This is a genomic window from Bacillus sp. FSL R9-9834, assembly GCF_038006905.1.
Classification (GTDB): Bacteria; Bacillota; Bacilli; order Bacillales; family Bacillaceae_G; genus Bacillus_A; species Bacillus_A pacificus.
On record NZ_JBBOWD010000001.1, the window covers coordinates 1,627,907 to 1,649,915 of the forward strand.

Annotated in this window: 26 protein-coding genes, 1 pseudogene and 1 riboswitch; of the genes and pseudogenes, 19 read left to right on the plus strand and 8 right to left on the minus strand. The window is 34.7% G+C overall.

The genetic code is table 11. The features are described from left to right. Positions 1-102 precede the first annotated feature (102 nt). Positions 103-963: a GNAT family N-acetyltransferase gene (locus MKY00_RS08510; protein ID WP_016717041.1), complete on the plus strand. Its 861-nt coding sequence runs from the start codon at positions 103-105 to the stop codon at positions 961-963. Positions 964-1,003: 40 nt separating this feature from the next. Here MKY00_RS08510 and MKY00_RS08515 read toward each other — a convergent pair whose 3' ends face one another. Further along, complete coding sequence (locus MKY00_RS08515) at positions 1,004-1,564, minus strand: cysteine hydrolase family protein (RefSeq protein ID WP_016717042.1); 561 nt, start codon at positions 1,562-1,564, stop codon at positions 1,004-1,006. Positions 1,565-1,745: 181 nt separating this feature from the next. Here MKY00_RS08515 and MKY00_RS08520 point away from each other — a divergent pair, with 181 nt between their 5' ends. Next, positions 1,746-2,006 carry a DUF6123 family protein gene (locus tag MKY00_RS08520; protein WP_001195212.1) on the plus strand — a complete coding sequence of 87 codons (261 nt, stop codon included), beginning with the start codon at positions 1,746-1,748 and terminating at the stop codon, positions 2,004-2,006. A gap of 2 nt (positions 2,007-2,008) precedes the next feature. On the opposite strand, the gene MKY00_RS08525 is transcribed toward MKY00_RS08520, so the two are convergent. From MKY00_RS08525 to MKY00_RS08535, 3 genes and pseudogenes are all read right to left on the minus strand, one after another. Further along, positions 2,009-2,914: a DMT family transporter gene (locus tag MKY00_RS08525; protein ID WP_016717043.1), complete on the minus strand. Its 906-nt coding sequence runs from the start codon at positions 2,912-2,914 to the stop codon at positions 2,009-2,011. Positions 2,915-2,927: 13 nt separating this feature from the next. Beyond that, the gene (locus MKY00_RS08530; protein ID WP_000573873.1) at positions 2,928-3,314 is read right to left on the minus strand and encodes a reverse transcriptase-like protein; all 387 of its coding nucleotides are present in this window, start codon (positions 3,312-3,314) and stop codon (positions 2,928-2,930) included. A gap of 70 nt (positions 3,315-3,384) precedes the next feature. Then, positions 3,385-4,258: pseudogene (locus MKY00_RS08535) on the minus strand (aldose 1-epimerase family protein). Positions 4,259-4,390: 132 nt separating this feature from the next. Continuing rightward, positions 4,391-4,435, plus strand: a riboswitch (PreQ1 riboswitch). A gap of 6 nt (positions 4,436-4,441) precedes the next feature. On the opposite strand from MKY00_RS08535, the gene MKY00_RS08540 reads away from it, so the two are divergent. The 3 genes from MKY00_RS08540 (at position 4,442) to MKY00_RS08550 (ending at position 5,927) form a co-directional block, all read left to right on the plus strand. After that, complete coding sequence (locus MKY00_RS08540) at positions 4,442-4,927, plus strand: QueT transporter family protein (RefSeq protein ID WP_001026467.1); 486 nt, start codon at positions 4,442-4,444, stop codon at positions 4,925-4,927. A 151-nt stretch (positions 4,928-5,078) separates the two neighbouring features. Then, positions 5,079-5,738 carry a ribonuclease H family protein gene (locus MKY00_RS08545; protein WP_000875522.1) on the plus strand — a complete coding sequence of 220 codons (660 nt, stop codon included), beginning with the start codon at positions 5,079-5,081 and terminating at the stop codon, positions 5,736-5,738. A gap of 12 nt (positions 5,739-5,750) precedes the next feature. After that, positions 5,751-5,927 carry a zinc-finger domain-containing protein gene (locus tag MKY00_RS08550; protein WP_000358801.1) on the plus strand — a complete coding sequence of 59 codons (177 nt, stop codon included), beginning with the start codon at positions 5,751-5,753 and terminating at the stop codon, positions 5,925-5,927. 33 nt (positions 5,928-5,960) lie between these two features. Here MKY00_RS08550 and MKY00_RS08555 read toward each other — a convergent pair whose 3' ends face one another. Then, positions 5,961-6,209 carry a DUF2564 family protein gene (locus MKY00_RS08555; protein WP_000534391.1) on the minus strand — a complete coding sequence of 83 codons (249 nt, stop codon included), beginning with the start codon at positions 6,207-6,209 and terminating at the stop codon, positions 5,961-5,963. A gap of 119 nt (positions 6,210-6,328) precedes the next feature. Then, positions 6,329-6,526, minus strand: a complete 198-nt coding sequence (gene cspB / locus MKY00_RS08560; RefSeq protein WP_001161727.1) for a cold shock-like protein CspB — start codon at positions 6,524-6,526, stop codon at positions 6,329-6,331. A gap of 265 nt (positions 6,527-6,791) precedes the next feature. On the opposite strand from cspB, the gene MKY00_RS08565 reads away from it, so the two are divergent. The 8 genes from MKY00_RS08565 to MKY00_RS08600 all read left to right on the plus strand — a co-directional run bounded on the left by MKY00_RS08565 (position 6,792) and on the right by MKY00_RS08600 (position 13,460). Further along, positions 6,792-7,520, plus strand: a complete 729-nt coding sequence (locus MKY00_RS08565; RefSeq protein ID WP_016717045.1) for a YqcI/YcgG family protein — start codon at positions 6,792-6,794, stop codon at positions 7,518-7,520. 138 nt (positions 7,521-7,658) lie between these two features. Beyond that, entirely contained in the window at positions 7,659-8,291 is a 633-nt protein-coding gene (locus MKY00_RS08570; RefSeq protein ID WP_000466557.1) for a LysE family transporter, read from the plus strand. 19 nt (positions 8,292-8,310) lie between these two features. Then, positions 8,311-8,604 carry a hypothetical protein gene (locus MKY00_RS08575; RefSeq protein ID WP_000286361.1) on the plus strand — a complete coding sequence of 98 codons (294 nt, stop codon included), beginning with the start codon at positions 8,311-8,313 and terminating at the stop codon, positions 8,602-8,604. 79 nt (positions 8,605-8,683) lie between these two features. Then, positions 8,684-9,313: a sterol desaturase family protein gene (locus MKY00_RS08580; protein ID WP_000832152.1), complete on the plus strand. Its 630-nt coding sequence runs from the start codon at positions 8,684-8,686 to the stop codon at positions 9,311-9,313. 233 nt (positions 9,314-9,546) lie between these two features. Then, positions 9,547-9,888, plus strand: a complete 342-nt coding sequence (locus MKY00_RS08585; RefSeq protein ID WP_000817374.1) for a DUF485 domain-containing protein — start codon at positions 9,547-9,549, stop codon at positions 9,886-9,888. Positions 9,889-9,890: 2 nt separating this feature from the next. Further along, a complete protein-coding gene (locus MKY00_RS08590) occupies positions 9,891-11,441 on the plus strand; it encodes a solute symporter family protein (RefSeq protein WP_001098251.1) in 1,551 nt (516 codons plus the stop codon). A gap of 190 nt (positions 11,442-11,631) precedes the next feature. Beyond that, complete coding sequence (locus MKY00_RS08595) at positions 11,632-12,981, plus strand: aspartate aminotransferase family protein (RefSeq protein ID WP_029141090.1); 1,350 nt, start codon at positions 11,632-11,634, stop codon at positions 12,979-12,981. Positions 12,982-13,181: 200 nt separating this feature from the next. After that, on the plus strand, positions 13,182-13,460 hold the full coding sequence (locus MKY00_RS08600; protein WP_016717048.1) for a DUF3986 family protein: 279 nt from the start codon (positions 13,182-13,184) through the stop codon (positions 13,458-13,460). A 60-nt stretch (positions 13,461-13,520) separates the two neighbouring features. Here MKY00_RS08600 and MKY00_RS08605 read toward each other — a convergent pair whose 3' ends face one another. Beyond that, complete coding sequence (locus MKY00_RS08605) at positions 13,521-14,684, minus strand: cation:proton antiporter (protein ID WP_000393887.1); 1,164 nt, start codon at positions 14,682-14,684, stop codon at positions 13,521-13,523. Positions 14,685-15,016: 332 nt separating this feature from the next. Here MKY00_RS08605 and MKY00_RS08610 point away from each other — a divergent pair, with 332 nt between their 5' ends. From MKY00_RS08610 to MKY00_RS08620, 3 genes are all read left to right on the plus strand, one after another. Then, complete coding sequence (locus tag MKY00_RS08610; protein ID WP_016717049.1) at positions 15,017-16,690, plus strand: ribonuclease J; 1,674 nt, start codon at positions 15,017-15,019, stop codon at positions 16,688-16,690. Positions 16,691-16,786: 96 nt separating this feature from the next. Next, a complete protein-coding gene (locus tag MKY00_RS08615) occupies positions 16,787-17,617 on the plus strand; it encodes a MerR family transcriptional regulator (protein WP_000925926.1) in 831 nt (276 codons plus the stop codon). Positions 17,618-17,762: 145 nt separating this feature from the next. Next, on the plus strand, positions 17,763-19,118 hold the full coding sequence (locus tag MKY00_RS08620; RefSeq protein ID WP_000388382.1) for an MATE family efflux transporter: 1,356 nt from the start codon (positions 17,763-17,765) through the stop codon (positions 19,116-19,118). Between the two features lie 35 nt (positions 19,119-19,153). Here the strand turns inward: MKY00_RS08620 and MKY00_RS08625 are convergent, their stop codons facing one another. Beyond that, on the minus strand, positions 19,154-19,819 hold the full coding sequence (locus MKY00_RS08625) for a DUF421 domain-containing protein (RefSeq protein ID WP_000923931.1): 666 nt from the start codon (positions 19,817-19,819) through the stop codon (positions 19,154-19,156). A 187-nt stretch (positions 19,820-20,006) separates the two neighbouring features. Between MKY00_RS08625 and MKY00_RS08630 the strand changes: the two genes are divergently transcribed. The 3 genes from MKY00_RS08630 to nfsA all read left to right on the plus strand — a co-directional run bounded on the left by MKY00_RS08630 (position 20,007) and on the right by nfsA (position 21,968). Then, on the plus strand, positions 20,007-20,558 hold the full coding sequence (locus MKY00_RS08630) for a YdcF family protein (RefSeq protein ID WP_308196943.1): 552 nt from the start codon (positions 20,007-20,009) through the stop codon (positions 20,556-20,558). A gap of 146 nt (positions 20,559-20,704) precedes the next feature. After that, positions 20,705-21,025 carry a DUF4870 domain-containing protein gene (locus MKY00_RS08635; RefSeq protein ID WP_000678047.1) on the plus strand — a complete coding sequence of 107 codons (321 nt, stop codon included), beginning with the start codon at positions 20,705-20,707 and terminating at the stop codon, positions 21,023-21,025. 208 nt (positions 21,026-21,233) lie between these two features. After that, positions 21,234-21,968: an oxygen-insensitive NADPH nitroreductase gene (gene nfsA / locus MKY00_RS08640; RefSeq protein WP_001004533.1), complete on the plus strand. Its 735-nt coding sequence runs from the start codon at positions 21,234-21,236 to the stop codon at positions 21,966-21,968. The last annotated feature ends 41 nt before the right edge of the window (positions 21,969-22,009 follow it).

Genomic DNA, 22,009 nt, shown 5'->3' on the forward strand with positions numbered 1-22,009 from the left:
ATAGTCTTGGTCAAAATAGGATATGTGTGTGACAAATAAAGGGTAACATGTACAAGTTGAATTGGGAAGATGGATTTAAATGTCTAGATAAGGGGATGGAGTATGATTGAATTGGAATTTAGCGTGGAGCGTCTTAGGGAAGAACAAATAGGCGATATTGTAGCATTATCATCTTATATTGGTTGGGATTATAACAGGGAAGAAGTTGAAACAATTTTTAACTCAGGTATTGTATACGGCGTATGGAATGAGAGAAAGGAACTTATTGCTAGCGCAGCAATAATATTATATGGGGAGGCGTTGGCATCTATCGGAATGGTAATTGTACATCCAGATTATAAGGGAAGAGGAATTGGAAAGATGATTACAAATTCATGCATGAATAGCGTATCAGCTCAAACTCCATTTATGCTTATTGCTACGGATGAAGGGAAACCTTTATATGAAAAATTAGGATTTAGGGCAGTAAGTTATGTTTCTAAATACATATGTAACTCATACAATGCGAATGATTATTGTGTAAGAAATGAAGATTATGTGATGAATTATGAAGAGGGTGAGTTAGAAAAAATAATAAAAATAGATGAATATGCGTTTGGAACAAATAGAAAAGAGTTTTTAAAGAAAAGAATTATGCAAAGTGAACAGTGTATCGTTGTAAAGGACAAGGAACAAAATGTATTAGGTTACGGTTTAAGCATACAAACACCAGAAAATAAAATAATAGGACCGGTTGTTGCTAAAAATGATGCGATGGCAATGAGAATTGTACATGCTTTAGCAAGGGGCCATAATGGGAGATTAAGAATAGATGTAACAGAAGGAAAGGACGATTTTCTGAAAGAGTTAGAGATTGCTGGTTTTAAAAGGGCGAATATACCACCCATTATGTTGAAAAATAGTGATCAATTATTGAAAAGAAATGGAGAACTATACAGTATTGCAGCGCAAATTTTTGGCTAAAAAAGAATCCTTTTCACGTAAGGATTCTTTTTTAGTTCATTTAATCACGATATTGGTCATGAGTTGGCTGAAAGAGATCTTCCTCGACATCTCTCACCATAGAAAAATGATCAACGTTATAATGCCCATGTAAAGTTTTATTGTGATGACCAATAATTTGCTCGGCAGACAATACGTCAGAATCAGTTGTGGAATGACCGTTTTTAATTAATGTAACATCAAAGCCTTGTACAGTTGCTGTTCGAACAGCGGTGTCGATACAATGTTCTGTTTTACATCCACCTATAACAATATGGTTAATTTTTTCTTCTTTTAACAGTTCAAGTAAAGAAGTACCATAGAATGAATTTGTTGCGGCTTTATTAATAAGGATTGCAGATTGAGGTACTTGAATTTGATTATGTACTTCAAATCCTTCTCCGCTACCAGAAGCAACATCGATATCTCTTACGAAAACAATAAGGGCATTGGCATCTATTGCTTTCTGCACGGCTGTATTTAGTGTGGCTAATAGCTCAGTTTTACGAAAAACTTCATTTTCTTGTTCATTACCATCCATTAATTCTTGCTGTGCATCAATGATTAATAGTGCTTGTTTCATCGTGTCTCCCCTTTAATATGAAATAAGTTCCACTGTACATATTCCTCCATATTATAAGGAAATCCTCCATTGCAAGCGAAGTAGCGACTGGTTTACAAAGTTGTCAAATAAATTTCATTCTCATAGCGTGTAAAAACATGTATGATAAGAAGTGGAGAATTTTTGAGTAGGTGGGAATATCATGCAAACAGTAGAAGATTATCTTTCATTCTTACATACGAAAGGATTTAAATTATCAGAGGAAGCGCAAGGGTTTATTATGTTCGGACAAGGATATACGGGTGCATCTGATGGCATTGTAAACGCAGCAATAGAAGCGACAATTAAACATCAATTGCAGTTTGATGGCAGTTATTTTGTTGCGCTATTAGAACGATTGAAAGAAGAAGAGATTACAGATAAAAAAAGCGCTAAGGCTTTTATGCGGAAGTTACAAGCGTAACTTCACGCAGCCTGCGCTTCTTTTTTTGTTTTAGAAGGTAATTCAACGAAAACCATACCTAGGAAAATACAGAGGCATCCGATAATAGCAGAGATAGAAAGTTGTTCGTTTGCAACGAGAACGCCTGTTAAGGCAGCGAACACGGGCTCCATTGCGAAAATAATTGCTACTCTCGTTGGAGACGTATGTTTTTGTGCTGATGTTTGAATGAAAAAAGCAATGGATGTCGCGAACAGGGAAGTTAGAAATAGAGCAAATAAAAAGGAAGAATTCGTCCATAGTGCTACTGAAAATAATTTTTCCCAATCTTCAAACAAAAAGGCGCAAATAGAAGAAAACATACCGACAGCTAATACTTGCGATGTGCTTAATAATAAAGGTGATATTTTTTTAGAGAAGAAGCCGTTAACGAGAATATGAGCAGCGAAAGCAACTGCACAACCGAGAACGAGTATATCTCCAATGTTTAATTGAAAAGAATCACCTGCTGTTAATAAATATAAACCCGCTGTTGCTACAGCAATGCCAATTACGATAAAAATAGTAGCTTTTTGTTTTAAAAAGATAAAAGACAAGATTGGTACCATAACGATACTAAGCCCTGTTAAGAAACCAGCTTTTGAAGAAGTTGTATAAAGTAAGCCGAATGTTTGTAATACATAGCCGACGCATAAAAAGAATCCAACGGTTAATCCAGCGAGGCTACTCTGTTTTATATCTTGTTTTGAAGCTTTTTTTGAGAAAAGTATTTGAACGAATAATAAAATAATTCCAGCGAATAAAAAGCGTATACCATTAAATGTAAATGGACCAACGAAAGACATAGCATTTTGAACGACGACAAACGTAGCTCCCCAAATAAAAGAGACGAATAGTAAAGCAAGAGGAGCAATCCAATCTTTTTTCACACTCATACCCCCGTTAATTTTGTAAGATAGCTTTTCTAGCTAACTCATCAGCAACTTTATTTTGACTACTTGGAATCCACTTAATAAAAAAGAGATCGAAACTTTTTATGTACTGCAGTGCTTCCTCTAATAGTGGTGCAAACATTTTATTTTTTGCATATTCTTTTTCAACAGCTCGCTCGACAAGTTGCGAATCTGTACGAAAAGAGACAATGTTATAATTATGCTCTGTGCAATATTTTAATGCCGCAAGTAAAGCGTGGTATTCCGCTTCATGATTGGACATTGTCCCAAGGGGTAATGATAATTGTACAGCGGGTTGAACCCCTTTAATAAATACGCCTGCACCAGAAGGACCAGGATTTCCTTTTGATGCACCATCAATATATACTTCAATCAAAATGAGAAACCTCCAAATGATAAGATGATCCCCTACTTATATGTTTCTTTGAAGTAGGGGATAGAGTAACTTAGCCGATTGTAATACTATAACGACATGTAAATGTTTCATTCGCTTGTAAAGACTGAATTCCTTTTTTTTTCCTTTAAATCTTTTGCTGGATTTACTTCATCAGCAATTCCATACCAAGGTTCGATACATAAGAAAGGAGCATTCTTGCCTGGTGTCCATACGCCGACAAATGGGAATCCGTCAAATTCTACTTTTACGAATTTATTATGTTTATGAGAACGGATGGAGATTTCATCCGTATTCATATTTTCAAAAATAAGTGCATCGTTTTTAAATAGGTCGTATGTAAGTGGCAATTCATTCGTACTTTCAGCAATTAGTTGCTTCGTATTTGAAAGGTAAGGTCCTTCTAATACGCTCGTTTCTAAACGTTCTGAACCATTAAAAGATAGATGGTAATCTGTAAATGATTCGCCTTCTAATAACGGGAAATTGAAACCAGGATGCGCCCCGATTGAGAAGAACATCTCTTTTGAAGTAGGGTTATTTACTTCGTATGTTACATGAACGGTTTGTCCGTCTAGTTCATAAGAAACGAGTAATTTGAATTCGTATGGGTATTTTTTTAATGTTTCTTCATTACTAGTTACAATGTAGGTGATTTTCGTTTCACTTTGTTCTTCTACAGAGAATGTAAGATCACGAGCAAAGCCGTGTTGTGTTAAAGAATAAGGTTTACCATCTACGTAGTATGTATTATCTACTAATCGGCCGACGATTGGGAATAAAATTGGTGCACGGCGTCCCCAATAAGTAGCATCACCTTGCCATAAGTATTCTGTATTGTCTTCTTTTAAGCGAACGCTTTGTAATTCTGCACCTTTGTCAGAGATGGTAACGATCACTTTTTCATTTTGAATTGTTGCAGTCATGAAGTAAAACCTCCTAAATCTTTCATATATTTCATTATACGTTGTCTAAAAGAAAAAGGGTAGTTCATGGTAGGAATCTATTGACGAAAGGGGGGCTACCGCGTAAAATATAATCTTGTTGCTAAAAAAACGAATAACGTGGTTCGAAACCATCCCACGTAAAAAAACTAAGGAGATTTTGTCATGAATATTAGAACTTTAGTCGGTAATGGTATTTTAGCGGCATTATATATTGCTGTTTCTATGCTTATTCAGCCATTTGGCTTTACGAATGTACAGTTTCGTATTTCAGAGATGTTTAATCATCTCGTTGTATTTAATAAGAAAGCAATTTACGGAATTGTATTAGGTGTATTTTTAACGAATCTCTTTTTCTCACCTATGATCGCTTACGATTTAGTATTTGGAGTAGGGCAATCTATTCTTGCATTAGTTGCAACGATTATTTCTATGCGATTTATTAAAGGTGTTTGGGCTCGTATGATTTTTAATACAGTTATTTTTACAATTACAATGTTTATGATTGCAATTGAACTTCATCTTGCATTTGATTTACCATTTATGTTGACTTGGTTAACATGTGCAATCGGTGAATTTGTTGTTATGGCGATTGGTATGCCTGTAATGTACTGGATTAATAAACGAGTACAATTTGAAAGATTTATGTAATAGATGAAAGAGCTATTCCTATAGGGATAGCTCTTTTTGCATGTGATAATATTGAATATAATTCTTTGACTCTTGATAAAATATAATAAAATAAAGTGAGGCTTTCATTAGCTGGCTACATATAAGAAGTCTTATATAAGGGGAATTTAGTATGAAATATAAAATTCATTGGTTGTATAAAACAAAGCGCGGTTTGCAGACGGACTTAACGACAGATTATATGAACATAGAAGAAGTACTTCAATTTGCAGAGGATTTCGAGAAAACAGGAAGAGTGAAAGAATTATTATTTTACGATGAAATGGATGCAGAATGGTCATTAAAAGAAATGAAAAAACTGAGTAAGCAAGTGGAGGATGAGCCTCAAGAAATACTCGTTTATTTTGATGGTGGTTATGATGTGCAGACGAAAGAAGCTGGAGTAGGTATATGTGTGTACTATAAAAAAGGAAATAAAAACTACCGAATTCGCCGTAATGCATATATAGAAGGCATATATGATAATAATGAAGCGGAATATGCATCATTACTATATAGCATGAATATACTCGAGGAATTAGGGATTAAGTATGAAGCGGTCACGCTTCGCGGAGATTCTCAAGTTGTACTGCAGCAATTGGCTGGAGAATGGCCTTGTTATGATGAACATTTAAATCATTATTTAGATCAAATTGAGCAAAAGGCGAAGCAAATGAAATTAAAACTTGTATGTGAGCCTATATCAAGAAAACAAAATAAAGAAGCACATCAATTAGCTACGCAAGCATTAGAAGGAACAGTGATTGATAGTCATAAAGAAATAACCGAATAGAGAGGTGCAAGAGTGGATAAAAAGCAACTCATTACAGAGGTAAATGACTTATTAGAAACGTATTGTGAAGGATGTTTTTTGCGAGAACATAATCGAAAGACAAATAGTAAGTATTATGCTCATTCCTTTTGTATAAGACAATGTACAGTTGGAGAAACATTGAAAAAATATGGGGAACAGTTGTCATGAAAAAACATCCAGAGAAAACTCTCTGGATGTTTTTTAGTGCTTCGCTTCATTTAATTGATGCTCGCACTCGCTTAATTTCTTTTCCTCATTTATTAAAAATGGCTCGTCTAAATCTGTTGCAACAGATTTCATAATTTCAAGCTGAGAGCGAGCTGCTTCTACAGCAGTAGTCGCATGCTCTAATGTATCTGGATCCATTGAAATTGTCGCTGATCCTACCATTTTTTGTGCTGTTTCTACACGGAATTTCACTTCTTCAAAATCATTTACTTCTGATCCCATTAATAATTCCTCCTTTGTATAGTGCGCATTTCACATAGTTTTTGCTCTGGAAAACGGAAATATACAAAGGAATAACAAAGGAGGTTACCAAGTAAGGTAACCTCCTGTCATATGTTGGATTAAAGTTTTACTACGTTAGCAGCTTGAGGTCCACGGTTTCCTTCAGTGATATCGAAAGATACTTCTTGACCTTCTTCTAAAGCTTTGTAGCCTTCGCCTTGAATAGCAGAGAAATGTACGAATACATCGTCAGCGCCTTCAATTTCGATAAATCCAAAACCTTTTTCGTTGTTAAACCATTTTACTTTTCCTTGCATGTTACAATTCCTCCTAGAAAACATTTACGTTTTTTCATTTAGTGAAATTCATTTGAAAAGATAATATAAACTAAAAATGCTATAATCTTGAATATTCTGCTAAATGATTAATTTAAATATACACGAATTGGGAGAATTTAGTCAAGTAAGCGATTTTATTTTTTTGTATTTTTAAATAATTTTTTAGCCAAATTTTTTAATAGGTATAGGACAGGCCGAGTATGTAATAGTCTTAATTGAACGCTATACATAATGAGGTGAAAGAATGAATGAGTCTTATTTATTAGATAATGAAGGAATGAGAACGAGAAACGACATACCGAATTGGGTTGCAAAGGAATTTCAAAATTTTTCGAGTGTTGTGCTAGAACCAACTTTTCCGTGCTATTTCGGCTTAACAGCTTTAAAAAAGAATGAACTTCGTTATTCATTTCTCTCTCATAATGATTGGAGTCATTTGCCACATACAATGTTATCTTTTTTAGAGTTAATGAAAGAGCGTCCAATTGTAAGAAGAGGATTTTTTCTTTTTGTAGAACCGGAATGTGAGGAGCAATCACTGGAATATTACCGTGATTACTTTTGGAAAGTACTACAATATTTACATGAAAACGATAAGGAAACATGGCCAAAGCAAATTCCTGAAGACCCAGATCATTACTTATGGGAATTTTCATTTGGCGGGGAACCGATATTCGCATTTGGAAACGCACCAGCCTATAAACAACGAAAAACTAGGCATTTAGGAAATTCTCTCGTTATTGGATTTCAGCCACGTACTATATTTGATGGATTAGAAGGGGATCGTCCTAAAGGAGCATATTCTAGGCAAACGGTCCGTGAGCGAGTTGAAAAGTGGGATCAGCTGCCGAAACATCCTAACATTAGTCATTATGGTGATCCGGATCATCGTGAATGGAAACAATACTTTATAGGAGACGATGTAGAACCGTTAAAAGGAAAATGTCCTTTTCTTCATAAGATAGAAAAGTAAGAGTCATCATCTGGATGGCTCTTTTGTATATTTTGGATAAAAAAGGGTATTTTAGTAGTAAATATTTTGAGGAAAGCTAGTCTATTTTTAATTATTACATCATTACTTAATAGTAAAGGAAGTAGAAAGGATAGAGTGATGTTTGGAGCAATTATACAACAAATTGTATTAGGTATTTCATTAGCTGCGCCAGTAGGTCCGATTAATATTGAAATGTTAAAACGAGGAATTGAACGAGGTTTTTGGCATGCGTGGGTTGTTGGAATTGGTGGAATGACAGCAGATATTTTGTTTATGCTTCTCATCTATTTCGGTTTATCTTCTCTGTTTATGTATACATATGTACAAGCTTTTATGTATTGCACAGGGTTTTTCTTATTATTTTATTTAGGATTTCAAAGTGTAAAACAAGGAATTTCTCAATCGAATATGGAATATAAAAAAGAAGAGGTAGGCGGCCTTAAACAATCGTTTATGGCAGGTTTTTTAATTGCGATATCCAATCCATTAAATCTTGTTTTTTGGTTTGGTATATACGGAAGTACACTTAGCTCATTGCTTACGAAGGTAACGAAACAAGAAGCCTTTTTGTACAGTCTTTGTATTATCGTTGGCATTATTTTATGGAATGTAAATATTGCTTTTTCTGTCCATTTTGGCAGAACATTATTAAAGCAAAAAGCACTTGGCTATATAACAGCCGGAGCAGGTATTATTTTAGTAGGATATTCTATCCATTTTGCATACAAAGCTTTACAGTTGTTCACATAAGATTGAAGGGGAGATTTTTATGTATCGAACCACTATTGACGGAAAAGAAATCATTATTACGTTAGCACCAAAAATTAGAAAAGAAATTACTGATAGAAATCCACTATATGAAGCGGTATTTCATAATGCAGCAAGATTACTACAAACAAAGCAACCAACGTTTGCTGTAAATCATGAAATATTTGGACTTATCATTGGAGAGGTACAAAGAGGAGAAGTAACAGTGTTTGCGGTAGAACATATTATTCCAAAGCAAAATATATTTGGACCGAACAATTTTTTCTCGACAATAGAGCAACAGGCAAATTTGTAAAGCGTATAGAATAAGATATAGAAAAGAAATAGTCGTAACGATATGTTGCGACTATTTCTTTTGAAAAGGGGGAAGGAAGATGAAGAGGGTGGGGAAAGAGTTCTTTTTACAACATGATATCGTTATTATGTATAGTATTTTATTTGTTTTTATTATTATTTTAAAAATGCAATTTTTTACATGGATCGGTTTGTTAGCATGTTTGTTTGGGATTATTTTTTATACGCTAAACGAATATATGACACACCGGTTTTTATTTCACTTAAAACCACCTAAAAACGTATTTTTATTAAAAATGCTAAGAAGATTACATTATGACCATCACGTATATCCAGATGATTTAAAACTTTTATTTTTGCCTGTATGGTTTAGTATACCGAGCTTTACTATATATTTACTTATATCATACGTGATAACAAAAAGTGTTACCATTACACTTTCATTCGGAATCGGAATGATTATTATGCTTCTCGTTTATGAATGGAAACATTATATTGCACATAAGCCAATTCGTCCCGTCACCAAGTTTGGTAGGTGGCTAAAAAAACAGCACATATTACACCATTATAAAAATGAAAAATTTTGGTTTGGTGTTTCAAATCCAGTATTCGATTTCATATTTGGAACACTTAAAGATGGAAAAGACGTTGAATTAAGCGAAACAGCTCGTAATTTAGAAAAAGAGAAAAAAACAGAAGTGGTGCGATAAGCATTACTTCTGTTTTTGTTTTAATGAGTATGAAAGCTGCACTGGCACGTGAATTTTATGTTGAAAAAGTATATTAAAAATTTAGGGGAAAATGCCGAAAAATGTCTATCGAAAAATCTTTGCAGGAATGTATGGATTGTCTAAAATGAAAATAAGTTTCTGAATATTTATAAAATTTAGTTTTTGGGTATACAAGGGGGAATTGTACTTTCAGTAAGAGAGGGGATTAGAGAATGAAACGAGATGATACGTCAGCACGTAAGTTACAAAATGAGGTGAATTATACAGAGGTTGTTCAGTCAGAAGAATTTCAATTGTTATTAAATACGAAAAAGAAGTTCATCGTTCCAATGAGTATTTTCTTTTTAAGTTTTTTTATTGCGTTACCTATTTTAACATCGTATTCAAAGGTACTCAATACACCGGCATTTGGTGATGTTACGTGGGCGTGGATATTTGCTTTTGCACAATTTATTATGACGTGGTCATTATGTATGATTTACAGCAAAAAAGCTGAATCCTTTGATAAAATCTCACAAAACATTCTGCAAGAGATGCAAAAAGGGAGGGGCTGACTTTGAATACAACCGCTTTTGCACTATTTTTAATCATCGTACTTGGTACACTCGTCATAACTTATTTTGCATCGAAGAAAACGAAAAATGCGAGTGAATTTTATACAGCTGGAGGGGGATTAACTGGTTGGCAAAATGGTCTGGCCATTGCGGGAGATTATATGTCTGCTGCGTCTTTTCTTGGTATAGCGGGAGCGATCGCGTTAACTGGGTTTGATGGTTTCTTCTATAGTATCGGTTTCTTAGTTGCTTATTTAGTTGTACTATACTTAGTTGCAGAGCCGCTTAGAAACTTGGGGAAATACACATTAGCAGATATGATTGCGGCGCGTTTTGATGCGAAAAAAGTTCGCGGAGTTGCAGCGCTTAATACGATGACGATATCCATTTTTTATATGATTGCACAATTAGTTGGTGCGGGTGCACTTATTAAATTATTATTAGGAATCGAATATACAACATCTGTATTAATCGTTGGTACACTTATGACTGTGTATGTTATTTTTGGTGGTATGACTGCGACGAGCTGGGTGCAAATCGTTAAGGCTGTATTACTTATGGCTGGTACATTTATTATTTCTGTAATCGTTTTCGCCAAATTTAATTTCAGTGTGACGGAAATGTTCGCGCAAATGAAAACAGCTACTCCGTTAAAAGAGTCGTTTTTAAATCCCGGTGTAAAGTATAAAGATGGTCTTGATACGCTATCTTTAAATTTAGGACTAGTTCTTGGTACAGCAGGGTTACCACATATTCTTGTCCGCTTTTTTACAGTACGTGATGCAAAAACGGCACGTCAATCTGTTGTATATGCGACATGGTTAATTGGCGCATTTTATATTATGACGATTTTCTTAGGATTTGGGGCAGCAGCGTTTGTAGGAAATGAGGCAATTATTAAAGCAAATCCAGCTGGTAATATGGCAGCACCTTTATTAGCTAAAGCATTGGGCGGAGATTTCTTATTTGCTTTCGTATCAGCAATTGCTTTTGCAACGATTTTAGCTGTAGTGGCAGGCCTTGTATTAACAGCAGCATCCGCATTCGCACATGATTTTTATAATGAAATTATCCGTAAGGGGAAATCAACGGAAAAAGAGCAAGTATCCATGGCTCGTTATGCGTCTATTGGAGTAGCTGTATTATCTATTATACTAGCGTTATTTGCTCAAACATTGAACGTAGCATTTTTAGTTTCGTTAGCATTTGCAGTTGCAGCGAGTGCAAACTTGCCAGTTATATTATTCACAATATATTGGAAGCGCTTCAATACAACAGGTGCCATCTCTGGTATGATTGCTGGTCTTGTATCAGCTATTGTTCTTGTAGCGTTAAGCCCAAATGTATGGAACCCTGTAGCTGGAAAAGCTATATTTGTTGGGGAAGCGATATTCCCATATACGACACCTGGAATTATTTCGATTCCGCTCGGATTTCTTGCAGCGTATTTAGGAACTGTTTTATCTAGTAAGAAAGAAGATGCAGCGAAATTTGATGAAATTCTCGTGAAATCTAATACTGGGCATGGTATTAGTGACGCGTCTTCGCATTAAAAAAGAGGAGCTTTTCGATAGATAAGAAAAGCTCCTTTTTCTTTTGTCATTTTCTTGTAAATAATACTGCTTTGTAAGTAGGATTTGTCTTAATTTTGTGGAATGAAAATAAGCAGGGAGAAATTTAAATCATCATGGTACCAGCGCAGCTTTTGTGAAAAATAAGTTGTTATGGAAGGTGGAAGAAATGATGAAAACGAAACAGACTGATGAATTATTAGCAAAAGATGAGCAATATGTTTGGCACGGAATGCGTCCCTTTAGTCCAAATAGTACAATGGTAGGGGCAAAAGCAGAAGGGTGCTGGGTTGAAGATATACAAGGAAAAAGATATTTAGATGGTATGAGTGGTCTTTGGTGTGTGAATAGTGGATATGGCAGAAAAGAGCTTGCAGAGGAGGCCTATAAGCAATTACAAACATTATCATACTTTCCGATGTCACAATCACATGAACCGGCTATAAAGCTTGCAGAAAAATTAAATGAATGGCTTGGAGGAGAGTATGTTATTTTCTTCTCTAATAGTGGTTCGGAAGCGAACGAAACAGCTTTTAAAATAGTGAGACAATACTATGCGCAAAAAGGTGAACCACATCGTTATAAATTTATGTCACGTTACCGCGGCTATCATGGGAATACAATGGCAACGATGGCAGCGACGGGACAAGCACAGCGTAGATATCAATATGAGCCATTTGCTTCAGGGTTTTTACATGTAACGCCGCCAGATTGTTATCGTATGCCTGGAATAGAAAGAGAGAACATTTATGATGTAGAATGTGTAAAAGAAGTAGATCGGGTCATGACATGGGAACTAAGTGAAACGATTGCAGCTTTTATTATGGAACCAATTATTACAGGCGGAGGCATTTTAATGCCGCCACAAGACTATATGAAAGCTGTTCATGAAACGTGTCAAAAACACGGTGCCCTGCTTATTAGCGATGAAGTGATTTGTGGTTTTGGACGTACAGGAAAGGCATTTGGATTTATGAATTATGATGTGAAGCCTGATATTATTACAATGGCAAAAGGTATTACGAGTGCATATTTACCATTATCAGCAACAGCTGTGAAAAAAGAAATATATGAAGCATTTAAAGGAAAGGGAGAATATGAATTCTTCCGTCATATTAATACATTTGGTGGAAATCCTGCAGCTTGTGCACTAGCACTTAAAAACTTAGAAATTATGGAAAATGAAAATTTGATTGAGCGATCTGCACAAATGGGTTCTCTTTTATTAGAGCAATTAAAAGAAGAAATTGGGGAGCATCCACTTGTTGGAGATATTAGAGGAAAAGGTCTACTAGTGGGAATTGAACTAGTAAACGATAAAGAGACGAAAGAGCCAATTGATAACGACAAAATTGCAAGTGTTGTAAATGCTTGCAAAGAAAAAGGGTTAATTATAGGTAGAAACGGTATGACAACAGCAGGATATAATAACGTCTTAACATTAGCGCCACCACTTGTTATTTCAAGTGAAGAAATTGCCTTTGTTGTTGGAACGTTGAAGACAGCGATGGAACGCATTTAATGAATTGAGCGAGCTGTGATTACAGCTCGCTTTTGTTTATCCCACTTAATGGGCAGTAAGACCCCCACCTCAAAATGCAGCGAAAGCAAAGGAGTTAGGTGGGGGGCGGGCTGCCCATTAAAGTCCGATTGGTGAGGGCTGATTAAAGTTTCACTTTATTAGGTGAAATATGATACGTTTTCAAAGGGAGGGAAATTATTATGAAGAAATATGATCCTAGTCAACATTATCACATCGGATATTATGAAGATGGATATGATTTAGAAGTGACAGCGTACAAAAGAATACATGAACCAGTTTGGGATGCTTATATTCCACACTATGAGGTAGACGATTTTTATAAGAAAGTGGAGGAAATGAAGCTAGGTGAATATGTAGATGATTATGGCATTATGGTGTATTCATTTCGTAATGATATTGATGATGATGAAGCGCGAATTATTTTTGAAAAATGGTTAAAAACGAACGGGATTGTTTAAAGATAAAACGAAAAAGAAGCTTACTATCTTATAAGATAGTAAGCTTCTTTTTTATTAAACTTATTTACTTGCTTTCATTGCTTTATCTTTTGCACCAAAAGTGTATTTTAACATTGGTGGTGTAATCATTGTAGTTAAAATAACGACAATAACGATAGCTGTAAAGTAATCTTGTGCTAGTAGACCTGAAGAAAGTCCTGTTCCTGCGATGATAAGTGCAACTTCACCACGAGAAACCATTCCAGAACCGATAATTGCAGAAGACTTAGCGTCAAATCCAGTCATTCGTGCACCTAAGCCACAACCGATTAGTTTCGTTAATACAGCGATTACTGTTAATGCTAGGATGAACCAAATTTGATCGCCAATACCGTCAAATGTAATATTCATACCGATACTTACGAAGAATACTGGAACGAACATAGCGTAAGCAATTGGTTCTACTTTCTTTTCTACCTCATGTTTGTAGTTGGTTTGAGAAATTGCGATACCAGCTGCGAAAGCACCGATAATACCAGCAATTCCTAATAGTTCGCCGAAATATGCGAATGAGAAACAGATGATAAGAGCCGCGCTCACGATAGACTCAGATACGCGTAGCGGTGATAACCAGCGCATAATCGCAGGAACACCTTTCCATCCGATTAAAATAATAGAAGCGAAGAATACAACTTTCTTCAAGATAATCATTGTTAAGTTAACATCGTCAGTACCTAGGAAACTCATTGCAAATGCTAATAAAATAACGACAAGAATGTCATCAAATACAGCTGCGCCCAGCATAGTTGTACTTTCACGTGTTTTCATTTTTCCTAAATCGCGAAGTGTTTGTACGGAAATACTAACACTTGTCGCACATAGAAGTAATCCTAAAAATACAGCATTTCCTTGTTCCATTCCCATAATAAGACCAGAAACGTAACCACCTACGAATGGAAGAATGATACCTCCAAGTGCAACAGCTAAAGAAGAATTACGATTTGCGTTTAATTCCTCTAAGTCTGTTTCAAGTCCTGCCATAAACATTAAAAGAATAACACCAACATTACTTAATTGTGTTAGAAGCTCTGAATTTTCAATCCAACCTAATACAGCTGGACCGATAACGATACCGACAATTAATTTACCTAGTACAGAAGGTTGACCTAATCTAACACTAAGATCACCAGCAAGCTTTGTACTTAATAAAATAAGTGCAATTTGAAAGAAAAATTCGAATTCCATCGGATCCTCTCCTTATCATTTTTATTTTTATCATACGATTTCTCGGAATTTGCCTAATGAAAATATGTAAAACCCATTAAACAAAGGGTCTAATTACAAGTTCTTTTGAACTCGTAATTTGAACCTGTAATTAATATATAATAGATTTTACAAAAAATCAATGAAAAAATGGGGGTTTTTTTAGAGAGAGACTGTGTAATTGGGGATATACATATAAGAGTAGCGTGTGAATTTATATATGTATGAAATAGTATGAAGTCCTTTTTCATTACAAATAATAAAGCCTAAATACGATTTCACGAGTTATAAATGTGAAAGGGAGGGTTTATAGTTTGAAGTCATTAAAAAACAACGTGTCTATCGTTGCTTTAGGTGGAGTAAATGAAATAGGGAAAAATATGTATGTTATTCAATTTGAAAATGATATTGTCGTTATTGACTGTGGATCAAAATTTCCAGATGAAAGTTTATTAGGAATTGATTTAATCATTCCAGATGTCACCTACTTACAAGAAAATAAAGAAAAAATTCGCGGATTAGTCGTGACGCATGGACATGAAGACCATATTGGCGGAATACCATATTTTTTAAAACAACTAAACGTACCAATCTATGCGACGAAGTTAACGTTAGGTTTAATTGAAATTAAATTAAAGGAACATAACCTTCAAGGTGATACAGAATTAATCGTGATTCATTCAGAATCAGAAATTGATTTCGGTGCTATTAAGACAACTTTCTTTAAAACGAATCATAGTATTCCAGATTGCCTCGGTATTGTTTTCCATACACCAGAAGGTACTATAGTACATACAGGTGATTTTAAATTTGATTTAACACCAGTTAATAATCAACATCCTGATATTCATAAAATGGCTAAAATAGGTAGTGAAGGTGTATTAGCTTTACTATCTGAAAGTACAAATGCAGAACGACCTGGATTTACCCCATCAGAAAGGTCGGTGGGGGAACGGATAGAGGAAATATTTATGAAAGCAAATAGGAAAGTGATTATTTCTACTTTTGCTTCTAATGTGAATCGTGTTCAGCAAATAGTTGAAGCTTGTATAAAAACAAATCGAAAACTGGCTTTGCTCGGCAGAAGTATGGTAAATGTAGTAGAAGTTGCTCTAGAGAAAGGGTATCTAAATATTCCAGATGGTATGCTAATTGAAGCAAATGAGGTAAATAATTTAGATCCAAAGCAGGTCGCAATACTTTGTACAGGAAGTCAAGGAGAACCAATGGCAGCTTTAGCGCGTTTAGCTAGTGGAAACTATAGACAAGTAGATATTTTACCAGAAGATACAGTTATTATAGCTGCGACTCCTATTCCAGGAAATGAACGTAATGTTTCGCGAATTATCGATAACTTATTTGCATTAGGGGCAAGAGTGATTTACGGATCAGGCAGTTCTACTGGAGTCCATGTATCTGGCCATGCATATCAAGAAGAATTAAAGTTAATGCTCACATTAATGAAGCCAAAATATTTTATCCCCATTCATGGAGAGTTTAGAATGCTACATCACCATAGCTTGCTAGCGGAATCAATTGGTGTTGAAAAAGAAAATATCTTTATCGTTCGTAATGGAGATGTTGTAGATATAAGTAATCAAGTGGCAATTCAATCGAGAAAAATACAAGCAGGAAATATATATGTAGATGGATTAGGAATTGGTGATGTTGGAAATGCATTATTACGTGATCGAAAACAACTTTCAGAAGATGGAATGCTCGTTATAGTTATTACTTTTAATAAAGTGGATGGAGAAATAATTTCAGGTCCTGATATTATTTCTCGTGGATTCGTCTATGTTCGTGATTCAGAAGAATTTTTGAAGGAATTAAATAAATTAGCTGTTATTACGATTAATAATGTAAAGAAAGAGAAAGTGAATAGCTGGGGGATTTTGAAAAGAGAAGTAAGAGAAGCTTTAGGGAAGTATATATATACGAGTACGAAAAGAAAACCGATGATTCTTCCTATAATTATAGAGGTGTAATAATGAATAAAAAGAATTCTCTTAAGGGAATTCTTTTTTGTTTTGAAGATAGAATGAACATATAATGAAATAAATAGAAATGGAAGGGAATAAAAGATGTTATTAAACAAGCGCTTTACAATTGGAGAAATGGCAAAAATGCATAATATAGCGGAATCTACTTTACGTTATTATGATGAAAAAGGAATTTTTCATCCGTCCATTGTGGACCCACAAACAAATTATCGCTATTACACAATCGATCAATTTTCACTATTAGATACGATTAAGTTTTTACGCCAATTAAATATTCCATTAAAGGAAATTAAGAAATATATTGATGAAAGAAATCCAGCATACGCACTCAATTTGTTGGAAAAACAACAAGAAATGATGTTGAAAAAACAAAGAGAAATTGAGTATGCTTTGGCGAAAATGGAGCATAGAATTCATTTGATTAAGGAAGCAACAAAAGCAAAAGCTAAACAAATGGTAATAAAAGAGATCCCGCGGCGAAAAATAACAGCCATTGCGGTTGCTCCGAATACGACGGATGATATGTTTGAGTACTACATTCATTCGTTGCAAAAAAATATGAGGCAAATGGATGATAGTTTATTTTCTGGAGATATTGGTGTAACAGTTGCGAAAAAAGGATTCATGCAAAATGAGTTTCAAGCGTATAGTAGCGTGTTTATTCTTTTGGATTATATGCCGTATGAAGTGCATAATTCAGATGAGATTAAGGAAGGTTTATATGCTTGTTCTTATCATCATGGACCGTATGAAGAAACAGATGCAACGTATAAGGAATTACTTGCATACATTGATCAAGAAGGATATGAAGTAAGTGGAGATGCGATTGAGATTGGATTAATCGATTGGTCTGTAACAGAAAATCCAGAGGAGCAAGTAACAGAAATTCAAATTCCTATCATGAAAAAATAAAACAATAAGCTGTAGCACTCGTATCATTACAAATGGGTATTAAATACGATAATTCAGTTACCTATTTTTTAAATTCTCTATTGACCTTCAAGTTACTTGAAGGTTTAAACTAAGAAAAGAGAGTTGAAAAAAGGAGCATAATAGTATGGAAGCAACAGAAAAATTAAGAGAAAAACCGATAAAAAGTTTATTTATTTCTTATTTAATACCAGCTGTTCTAGGAATGGTATTAATGTCGGTTAATATTGTAATTGATGCGGTAATGATTAGTCGGGGAGTTGGAGCAAATGGATTGGCAGGAGTAAACGTGGCTATTCCAGCGTTTTCAATTTTCTTCTCTATTTCATTATGGATTGGAATGGGCGGGGCAACGTTATATTCCATTGCATTAGGTGAAAATAAAATTGAAAGAGCAAGGTCTATTTTTACTCAATCCATGACGGTAGCAGTCATTATTGTAGGCGTTTTAGCGGCAATTTGCTTATGGAGAATAGAAGATTTAGCATACGTATTCGGTGCGAATGAAGTAATTTTACCGTATGCGTTAGACTATTTACACGTATTATTAACATTTGGAATGATATACGTTTTAGAAAATATTTTAAGTACATTTATACGAAATGATGGAAATCCTAATTTAGCAATGGCAGGTTTAGTTGTAACAGCTGTATTAAATATAGTGTTTGACTATATCTTTATTTTCATCTTTAAATGGGGCGTAACAGGAGCTGCTTCAGCAACTATTCTTTCAGCAGCGATTGGTTTCCTTGTATTATTAACGCATTTCTTTAGAAAAAGTAGTATTTTAAAATGGACGAAATTCCATTTTGAATGGGATACAGTAAAACAAATTATGATAATCGGTTTCCCGAGCTTTACAGCAGAAAGTACAGTAGCGATTGTAACGATTGGTTTTAATATTGCATTCGTTCAATATGCAGGAGAAGTAGGAGTCGCTTCTTATGCGATGGTGAATAGTATTCATGCAATGACATTACTATTATTCTTTGGTGTAGGTGCAGCATTACAACCGATTGCTAGTTTCCATTATGGTGCAAATTTAGCAGAGAGACTTCGTGAAGGATTGCAGTTTGCAGTGAAAATTGCAGTTGTACTTGGAGGCGTTGCAATAATTGTCGGATTATTCTTCGGGAAATATATTATTGGTCTATTTGATGTCCAATCTCCAGAGTTATTGGAGTTAACATTAACAGGTATGAGCTTGTTCTTTATCCAATATGTATTTTTAGGCTATAACATTGTGTATGGAGAGTACTTCCAATCAGTGCGACAAACGACAAAATCAGTACTTATTATAATGAGCCGAGGGCTGCTATTTATTATTCCGTTATTATGGATTATGCCGAAATTATTTGGGATAAACGGAATTTGGCTCGTTATGCCAGTAGCGGAAGTATTGACAGCGATTATCGTATTTACGATGAATCGTATGAAACATCCTGTGCCATTAAACATGGCAGGCGAGAAAGAAGCAATATGATGAAGAAAATCCCCTTGAGCAAGTAAGGGGATTTTTTATTCTTTTAAACTAATAGCAAAAGATCCATCCGTTTCTTGAACAGACGCAAAGGCAACGTTTTTAATATTTGTGATGCCTTTTTCTTTTAATTCTTTATATAACCACTTTTCGTCCTTATGAATTAACTTTAAGTTATCGTATTGAATTTGTGAATCAACGATAAGGGCAATTGGTAATCCAGCATACTTAACATCTATGTTCAAATCTTTCGGAGTTAATGGGACAAGTTCACGCTTTGGTAAAATGCTAATGGCTCCATTCGCTTCTAAAATAGCGTATTCAATTTCATGAACACTTGGATATCCTGCGACACGAAGGTTAGAAAGTAATTCAGCAATGGGATACCTACTTTTTTGTAAGTTCTCAAAAATAATATCACCATGTTTAATTAAAATAATCGGGTGTCCGAGAATGAAACGATTTAGTTTGTTGAATAGGCTTAATTTTGTAAGGATTAAATGCAAACATGTAATAACGACCATACCGAGAAAAGCTTGCAAAGCACCAGAGACTGGTATGGCCTGAAAAGCTAAATAAGATAAAAAGATAATAGCACCAAAATCATGAGGAGTTAGTTGTGCTAAAGCTGATTTACCGAGCATCTTAAGTGATAGTAAAAATAAGATAAAAAAGAACGATACGTTACATAAAAAGAGAAGCAATAGAGACACTCCTTCGTGCAAAGTTGTACTTACTGTTCCCGAAAGAAATATAAATATTACTTTCTAGAGGATAAATTAGGTTGAATTGGAATTTGTCTGTATACAAACAAATAAATGGATATTATCATGAAAGAAGCAAAGAACATAGGAGTATATAGATATGAGAAAGAAAAAAATAATGAAGTATATGATAGGAATGATAATGGTTTGCGCCGTTTATGTGGGATTTTTACAATATAACATTTATAAGCATGGGCAAATGAATGCCACCTATGAAGCTGATTATATCATTGTATTAGGCTCGAAAGTAAACGGAACGAAACCATCGTACTCATTGCAATATCGTATTGATAAAGCAGCTGAGTATTTGAAAGCACATGAGAAAGCAATTGCTATTGTGTCTGGAGGAAAAGGAAAAGGGGAAGATATTTCAGAAGCATTAGCAATGAAAAATGAATTAATAAAACTAAAAATTGCAGAAGACCGCATTATAATGGAAGATAAGTCAACGAGTACAGATGAAAATATTAAATTCTCAAAACCTTTAATTCCGGACAATATGAAAAAAGGACTGATCGTAACAAATGACTTCCATATGTTTAGAGCGAAAAAAATAGCAGCTAAGCAAGGTTTACAATTAGAAGGTCTTCCGGCCGAAACACCAAAGCGAATTGTCATTCCATCGAATATACGTGAATATTTAGCCATTACGCAATATTGGTTTATGAATCGAATATAGTGGACGTGGTCCCGCCTAGCATTCTAGGCGGGATTTTTTGAGGGGAATCTTACAAATATGTCATCTTAATGAAAGGTAAAGCGATAGTTTCTAGAATGGATTCCTGACATAATGAAGATAACAAAAACTATTTAGAGGTGAATCGGATGAAAGGAAATAATATATTATCTTCACTATGTTACTTTAGTATCTTTTTTGCACCATTTTTACTACCAATTATCGTGTACTTCGTTGCAGAGGATGAAGTGAAATATCACGCGAAAAAAGCATTTTGGTCACATATTTTCCCGTATGCAATTTTATTCGGAGGGGTAGCGATATCAGGAATATACGGTTTAGGATTCAATCAATCTGACGGTGCTGGAATTGGGATCATGATCACATATGCAGTGTTCATTCTTGTAGGGATTTATTACTTCATTTGGAATATCGTAAAAGGTGTTAAAGTGTTGAAAACAGCGCAATAAGATAAGGGATAATTTGGAATGAATTTGTCGTTATTTGTCGGTAAGTCGATATATTGAAAAAATCGTCGATATAATTTCATTTACCGTATTAATAGATCTTTTAAAAGGAGCAATTCAAAAAGAATTGCTCTTTTTGTGCTTATAAGTTGTGAATATTGGAAAAGATATGTTAATTTTTCATTAGGAAGAGAAAAAAGGAGTGATTTTCATGAATGAGATGATACATAAAATGGAGCAACACGTTTCAGTTCGTAAATATAAAGAAGAATCCATTCCGAAAGATGTAGTAGAAAGAATGGTGCAAGCTGCGCAGCATGCTGCTTCCTCGCATTTTGTACAAGCTTACTCTGTTATATATGTAACCGATCAAGACTTAAAGGCGAAACTAGCAGAGTTATCCGGAAATCGTCATGTGAAGGACTGCGCAGCATTCTTTGTTTGTTGTGCAGATTTAAAACGACTTGAAATGGCATGTGAAAAACATGGTACAGAGATAAAGCATGAAGGAGTAGAAGACTTTATCGTAGCAACGGTAGATGCTTCACTCTTTGCGCAAAACTTGGCGTTAGCAGCAGAATCGTTAGGATACGGTATTTGTTATATTGGTGGTATTCGTAATAATCCGGGAGAAGTGAGCGAATTGCTTCATTTACCAGATAAAGTATATCCTGTATTCGGAATGACAGTCGGTGTATCAGATGAAGATCATGGAGTAAAACCACGCTTACCAGTAGCAGCAATCCTTCATGAAAATGGATATGATGAAAAGAAATATGATGAATTACTAAACGAATACGATGAAACGATGAGCGCGTATTATAAAGAAAGATCATCAAATAAGAAAAACGCAACATGGACGGAATCGATGAGTTCGTTTATGTCTAAAGAAAAAAGAATGCATATGAAAGAGTTTTTAAGTGAAAAAGGATTTAATAAGAAATGAGTAAAAAGGCAGATCTGAAGCGAAGGAGAACTTGCAATATT